This window comes from Gilliamella sp. App6-5 (assembly GCF_001690525.1).
GTDB classification, from domain to species: Bacteria; Pseudomonadota; Gammaproteobacteria; order Enterobacterales; family Orbaceae; genus Gilliamella; species Gilliamella apicola_H.
In genome coordinates this window covers 22,328-28,644 of record NZ_LZGT01000034.1, presented here as the reverse complement: position 1 = coordinate 28,644, position 6,317 = coordinate 22,328, and the positions used below count along the sequence as shown (strand labels likewise).

Annotated in this window: 6 protein-coding genes and 1 pseudogene; all 7 read right to left on the bottom strand. The window is 37.0% G+C overall.

Features of this window, described 5'->3' with window-relative positions:
• A pseudogene (locus A9G24_RS04125) lies at positions 1-512 on the bottom strand (hypothetical protein); the annotation flags it as partial.
• A 19-nt stretch (positions 513-531) separates the two neighbouring features.
• Entirely contained in the window at positions 532-1,479 is a 948-nt protein-coding gene (locus tag A9G24_RS04120) for a putative type VI secretion system effector (protein WP_065637899.1), read from the bottom strand.
• 19 nt (positions 1,480-1,498) lie between these two features.
• Complete coding sequence (locus A9G24_RS04115) at positions 1,499-2,446, bottom strand: putative type VI secretion system effector (protein ID WP_065637898.1); 948 nt, start codon at positions 2,444-2,446, stop codon at positions 1,499-1,501.
• Positions 2,447-2,489: 43 nt separating this feature from the next.
• On the bottom strand, positions 2,490-3,413 hold the full coding sequence (locus A9G24_RS04110) for a putative type VI secretion system effector (protein WP_065637897.1): 924 nt from the start codon (positions 3,411-3,413) through the stop codon (positions 2,490-2,492).
• Positions 3,414-3,432: 19 nt separating this feature from the next.
• Positions 3,433-4,380: a putative type VI secretion system effector gene (locus A9G24_RS04105; RefSeq protein ID WP_065637896.1), complete on the bottom strand. Its 948-nt coding sequence runs from the start codon at positions 4,378-4,380 to the stop codon at positions 3,433-3,435.
• Positions 4,381-4,399: 19 nt separating this feature from the next.
• Positions 4,400-5,350 carry a putative type VI secretion system effector gene (locus A9G24_RS04100; RefSeq protein ID WP_065637895.1) on the bottom strand — a complete coding sequence of 317 codons (951 nt, stop codon included), beginning with the start codon at positions 5,348-5,350 and terminating at the stop codon, positions 4,400-4,402.
• Between the two features lie 19 nt (positions 5,351-5,369).
• Positions 5,370-6,314 carry a putative type VI secretion system effector gene (locus tag A9G24_RS04095; protein ID WP_065637894.1) on the bottom strand — a complete coding sequence of 315 codons (945 nt, stop codon included), beginning with the start codon at positions 6,312-6,314 and terminating at the stop codon, positions 5,370-5,372.
• Between the last annotated feature and the right edge of the window lie 3 nt (positions 6,315-6,317).

Genomic DNA, 6,317 nt, shown 5'->3' with positions numbered 1-6,317 from the left:
TTACGCCCGGCAAAACACAAAGGGACAAGTGATATAATTTGTTCACTGGGTTTGAGCATGGCATACACTTCGTAATGGTCAGCGTGTTTTTCGGCGACCACCTCGACTTGATCGCCATCATTAAATTTATAAAAACCGAGCCAACCTTTTAACGTGATGGTGTCATTCAATTTGGCAGTGATATATTGTGCCGCAAATAGATTACTACGGTCATTACCATTGGCATGGCCTAAGCCAGCCAGCGCAGCAATGCTATTACCATTTAAAGTGGCAAGTAGTGCGCCCTTTCTAAGCTGATTTTGCTGTTTTTGTTTTTGTTCATCACTTAAATAAGCGCCATCATTAAGTGGTGCATAGCAAAATAGACCTTTAAATTCGGATAGGGTGCCGGTTAATTTAACCAAATTTTTGGGTGGTAGGATTGGATCGGTAATACTGATACCGGTTTTTTTTAATAGCTGCTCTTTGTCTTTATAGATGGGATCTTTGCCATCATATTTTGCGTAAGGCATAATCGAATTCCTTATGAACTTATTTTCTTTTTTTATTTTTAACCCGTAAGGGTGGCTTGCCTTTTTTGCATAATACCTCAGGATCGTAATAAAAAAAGAACCAGCCATCACCTGATTTTGGCGGTCTAATATATTGATCAGTTTTATTATTATACTTTTCTACATATTTTTCTTGGATAATTAATTTAGCAACATATTGCTTACTTATTTTTGCTAAATTAATGTTAGTAACATCTTTCCAGCCTAACACAGTAAAAATGCGCTCGGCAAGCGTGACATGCGAGGCAAGCGAATTTTTATAAACCATGAAATTAGCTGCACCAAATATTACCCCTAATGAACCAAAACCAATGACCAAATTTTCTAAACTAAAATCGAGAAAAAAGTAGTTCATTAATAGCACGCAAGTAACATAAAAGAGAAACATAGGCAAACGATAAATTTTGAATGCTTGATTACGCCCGGCAAAACACAAAGGGACAAGTGATATAATTTGTTCACTGGGTTTGAGCATGGCATACACTTCGTAATGGTCAGCGTGTTTTTCGGCGACCACCTCGACTTGATCGCCATCATTAAATTTATAAAAACCGAGCCAACCTTTTAACGTGATGGTGTCATTCAATTTGGCAGTGATATATTGTGCCGCAAATAGATTACTACGGTCATTACCATTGGCATGGCCTAAGCCAGCCAGCGCAGCAATGCTATTACCATTTAAAGTGGCAAGTAGTGCGCCCTTTCTAAGCTGATTTTGCTGTTTTTGTTTTTGTTCATCACTTAAATAAGCGCCATCATTAAGTGGTGCATAGCAAAATAGACCTTTAAATTCGGATAGGGTGCCGGTTAATTTAACCAAATTTTTGGGTGGTAGGATTGGATCGGTAATACTGATACCGGTTTTTTTTAATAGCTGCTCTTTGTCTTTATAGATGGGATCTTTGCCATCATATTTTGCGTAAGGCATAATCGAATTCCTTATGAACTTATTTTCTTTTTTTATTTTTAACCCGTAAGGGTGGCTTGCCTTTTTTGCATAATACCTCAGGATCGTAATAAAAAAAGAACCAGCCATCCCCTGATTTAGGCGGTCTAATATGTGGATCTGTTTTATTATTATATTCTTTTGCATATTTTCCTTGGGCAATTAATTTAGCAATATATTGCTTACTTATTTTGCCTAAATTAATGTTGGTAACATCTTGCCAACCCAATACGGTAAAAATGCGCTCAGCAAGCGTGACATGCGTGGCAAGCGAATTTTTGTAAACCATAAAAAAAGCTGCCCCTAACATTACTCCTAATGTACTAAAACCAATGATCAGATTTTCCAACGAAAAATCGAAAAAAAAGTAGTTCATTAATAGCACACAAATAACATAAAAGATAAAATAAGGTATATAAAAGTGCTTAAAGGCTTGCTTTCTTCCTCCTAGACATGGCGGAATGAGCGAGATAATTTGTTCGCTAGGTTTGAGCATGGCATACACTTCGTAATGGTCTTCATGCTTTTCGGCAACCACCTCGACCTGATCACCATCGTTAAATTTATAAAAACCGATCCAGCCTTTTAACGTGATGGTGTCATTTAATTTGGCAGTAATATACTGGGCATCTACCTCATCACTACGGTCATTACCATTGGCATGGCCTAAGCCGGCTAATGCGGCAATACTATTACCATTTAAGGTGGCAAGTAGTGCGCCCTTTCTAAGCTGATTTTGCTGTTTTTGTTTTTGCTCGTCACTTAAATAAGCGCCATCAGCAAGTGGCGCATAGCAAAATAGACCTTTAAATTCGGATAGGGTACCGGTTAATTTAACCAAGTTTTTGGGCGGTAGGATTGGATCGGTAATACTAATACCGGTTTTTTTTAATAGCTGCTCTTTATCTTTATAGATGGGATCTTTGCCATCATATTTTGCGTAAGGCATAATCGAATTCCTTATATAATTATTCTCTTTTTTTATTTTTAACTCATAAGGGCAGCTTGCCTTTTTTGTATAAAATATCCAGATCATAATAATAAAAACCCCATCCATCTCCCGCTTTAAATGGTCTAATAAAACGGTCAATATTATTGTTCCAATCTATTGAATATTTCCCTTGAGAAATTAATTTAGCAATATATTGCTTACTTATTTTAACTAAATTGATATTTTTGACATCTTGCCAGCCCAACACGGTAAAAATGCGCTCCGCCAGCGTGATATGAGTCGCAATTGAATTTTTATATACATTAAAAATAGCTAGCCCGAAGATTACCCCTAATGTACCGAAACCAATGGTCAGATTTTCCAACGAAAAATCGAGAAAAAAGTAGTTCATTAATAGCACGCAAATAACATAAAAAATAAACATGGGTAAATGATAGTATTTTAAGGCCTGATTACGCCCGGCAAAACATAAAGGGATCAGCGAGATAATTTGTTCACAGGGTTTGAGCATGGCGTACACTTCGTAATGGTCATCGTGCTTTTCGGCGACCACTTCGACTTGATCGCCATCATTAAATTTATAAAAACCGATCCAACCTTTTAATGTGATGGTGTCATTCAATTTGGCAGTGATATATTGTGCAGAAAATAGATTACTACGGTCATTACCATTGGCATGGCCTAAGCCGGCCAGCGCAGCAATGCTATTACCGTTTAAGGTGGCAAGTAGTGCGCCCTTTCTAAGTTGATTGTTGTGTTTTTGTTTTTGCTCGTCACTTAAATAAGCCCCATCACCAAGTGGTGCATAGCAAAATAGACCTTTAAATTCGGATAGGGTGCCGGTTAGTTTAACCAAATTTTGGGGTGGCAGGATCGGATCGGTAATACTAATACCGGTTTTTTTTAATAGCTGCTCTTTGTCTTTATAGATGGGATCGTTACCATCATATTTTGCGTAAGGCATAATCGAATTCCTTATGAAATTATTTTCTTTTTTTATTTTTAACTCGTAGGGGTGGCTTGCCTTTTTTGCATAACACCTCAGGATCGTAATAAAAAAAGAACCAGCCTTCGCCAGATTTGGGCGGTCTAATATACTGATCAGTCTTATTGTTATATTTTTCTACATATTTCCCTTGCGCAATTAATTTAGCTATATACTGCTTACTTATTTTAACTAAATTGATATTTTTGACATCTTTCCAGCCCAACACGGTAAAAATGCGCTCAGCAAGTTTGATATGTGTTGCAATTGAATTTTTATTTACCATTAAGCAAGCAGCCCCGAATATTACCCCTAATGTACTAAAACCAATAGTCAGATTTTCTAAACTAAAATCGAAAAAAAAGTAGTTCATTAATAGTACACAAGTAACATAAAAGATAAACATAGGGAAAAAATAGTCTTTTAAAGCTTGATTACGCCCCGCAAAACATAAAGGGACAAGAGAAATAATTTGTTCACTGGGTTTGAGCATGGCGTAAACTTCGTAATGGTCAGCGTGTTTTTCGGCGACCACCTCGACTTGATCGCCATCATTAAATTTATAAAAACCGAGCCAACCTTTTAACGTGATGGTGTCATTTAATTTGGCAGTAATATACTGGGCATCTACCTCATCACTACGGTCATTACCATTTGCATGCCCTAAGCCAGCCAGCGCGGCAATACTATTACCATTTAAGGTGGCAAGTAGTGCGCCCTTTCTAAGCTGATTTTGCTGTTTTTGTTTTTGCTCGTCACTTAAATAAGCGCCATCAGCAAGTGGCGCATAGCAAAATAGACCTTTAAATTCGGATAGGGTACCGGTTAATTTAACCAAGTTTTTGGGCGGTAGGATTGGATCGGTAATACTAATACCAGTTTTTTTTAATAGCTGCTCTTTATCTTTATAGATGGGATCTTTGCCATCATATTTTGCGTAAGGCATAATAATATTCTCTAACGTATTATTTGTTTCTGTTTTTATTATTAACTCGTAAGGGTGTTTTGCCTTTTTTGCATAATACCTCTGGATCGTAATAAAAAAAGAACCAGCCATCACCTGATTTAGGCGGTCTAATATATTGATCAGTCTTATTATTATACTTTTCTACATATTTCCCTTGCGCAATTAATTTAACAATATATTGCTTACTTATTTTTGTTAAATTGATATTGGTCACATTTTTCCAACCCAACAGCTTAAAAATTCGCTCAGCAAGTTTGATATGTGTCGCAATTGAATTTTTATTTACTTTCGAGCAAGCTATTCCCAATATTACCCCTAATGAGCCAAAACCAATAGTCAGATTTTCTAAACTAAAATCGAGAAAAAAGTAGTTCATAAGTAGAGTGCAAACAATATAAAATATAAAAAAAGTTATATGATAAATTTTTAAAACTTGCTTACGCCCTGCAAAGCATAAAGGGATCAGCGAGATAATTTGTTCACTGGGTTTGAGCATGGCGTACACTTCGTAATGGTCAGCGTGCTTTTCGGCGACCACCTCGACTTGATCGCCATCGTTAAATTTATAAAAACCGAGCCAACCTTTTAACGTGATGGTGCCGTTTAATTTGGCGGTGATATATTGTGCGGAGAACAAATTACTACGGTCATTACCATTGGCATGGCCTAAGCCAGCCAGCGCAGCAATGCTATTACCGTTTAAGGTGGCAAGTAGTGCGCCCTTTCTAAGCTGGTTGTTGTGTTTTTGCTTTTGCTCGTCACTTAAATAAGCGCCATCAGCAAGTGGCGCATAGCAAAATAGACCTTTAAATTCAGATAAGGTGCCGGTTAATTTAACCAAATTTTTGGGCGGTAGGATTGGATCGGTAATACTGATGCCGGTTTTTTTTAATAGCTGCTCTTTGTCTTTATAGATGGGATCTTTGCCATCATATTTTGCGTAAGGCATAATCGAATTCCTTATGAACTTATTTTCTTTTTTTATTTTTAACCCGTAAGGGTGTCTTGCCTTTTTTGCATAATACCTCTGGATCGTAATAAAAAAATCCCCAACCTGCACCGGGTTCAGGCGGCTTAATAAATTGATCCGTGATGCTATATTTAGTTGAATATTTACCTTGTCCAATTAATTTAACTATATATCGTTTACTTATTTTGACTAAATTGATATTGGTGACATTTTGCCAATCCAATACTGTAAAAATTCGCTCGGCAAGGGTAATGTATGTCACGATTGAATTTTTATAAACCATAAAAAAAGCTGCCCCTAATATTACCCCTAATGTACTAAAACCAATGGTCAGATTTTCCAACGAAAAATCGAGAAAAAAGTAGTTCATTAATAGCACACAAATAACATAAAAGATAAAATAAGGTATATAAAAGTGCTTAAAGGCCTGCTTTCTTCCTCCTAGACATGGCGGAATGAGCGAGATAATTTGTTCGCTAGGTTTGAGCATGGCGTACACTTCGTAATGGTCAGCGTGTTTTTCGGCTACTACCTCGACTTGATCGCCATCATTAAATTTATAAAAACCGATCCAACCTTTTAACGTGATGGTGTCATTTAATTTGGCGCTAATATATTGTGCTTGCACATAATTACTACGGTCATTACCATTGGCATGGCCTAAGCCGGCTAATGCGGCAATACTATTACCATTTAAGGTGGCAAGTAGTGCGCCCTTTCTAAGCTGATTTTGCTGTTTTTGTTTTTGCTCGTCACTTAAATAAGCGCCATCAGCAAGTGGCGCATAGCAAAATAGACCTTTAAATTCGGATAGGGTACCGGTTAATTTAACCAAGTTTTTGGGCGGTAGGATTGGCTCGGTAATACTAATACCGGTTTTTTTTAATAGCTGCTCTTTGTCGTTATAGATAGGGTCGTTACCATCATATTTTGCGTAAGGCATAAT

Excerpts from the sequence above, each read along its gene's own strand:
- A9G24_RS04120 (WP_065637899.1), bottom strand. The coding sequence starts at position 1,479 with ATGCCTTACGCAAAATATGATGGCAAAGATCCCATCTATAAAGACAAA.
- A9G24_RS04115 (WP_065637898.1), bottom strand. The coding sequence starts at position 2,446 with ATGCCTTACGCAAAATATGATGGCAAAGATCCCATCTATAAAGATAAA.
- A9G24_RS04110 (WP_065637897.1), bottom strand. The coding sequence starts at position 3,413 with ATGCCTTACGCAAAATATGATGGTAACGATCCCATCTATAAAGACAAA.
- A9G24_RS04105 (WP_065637896.1), bottom strand. The coding sequence starts at position 4,380 with ATGCCTTACGCAAAATATGATGGCAAAGATCCCATCTATAAAGATAAA.
- A9G24_RS04100 (WP_065637895.1), bottom strand. The coding sequence starts at position 5,350 with ATGCCTTACGCAAAATATGATGGCAAAGATCCCATCTATAAAGACAAA.
- A9G24_RS04095 (WP_065637894.1), bottom strand. The coding sequence starts at position 6,314 with ATGCCTTACGCAAAATATGATGGTAACGACCCTATCTATAACGACAAA.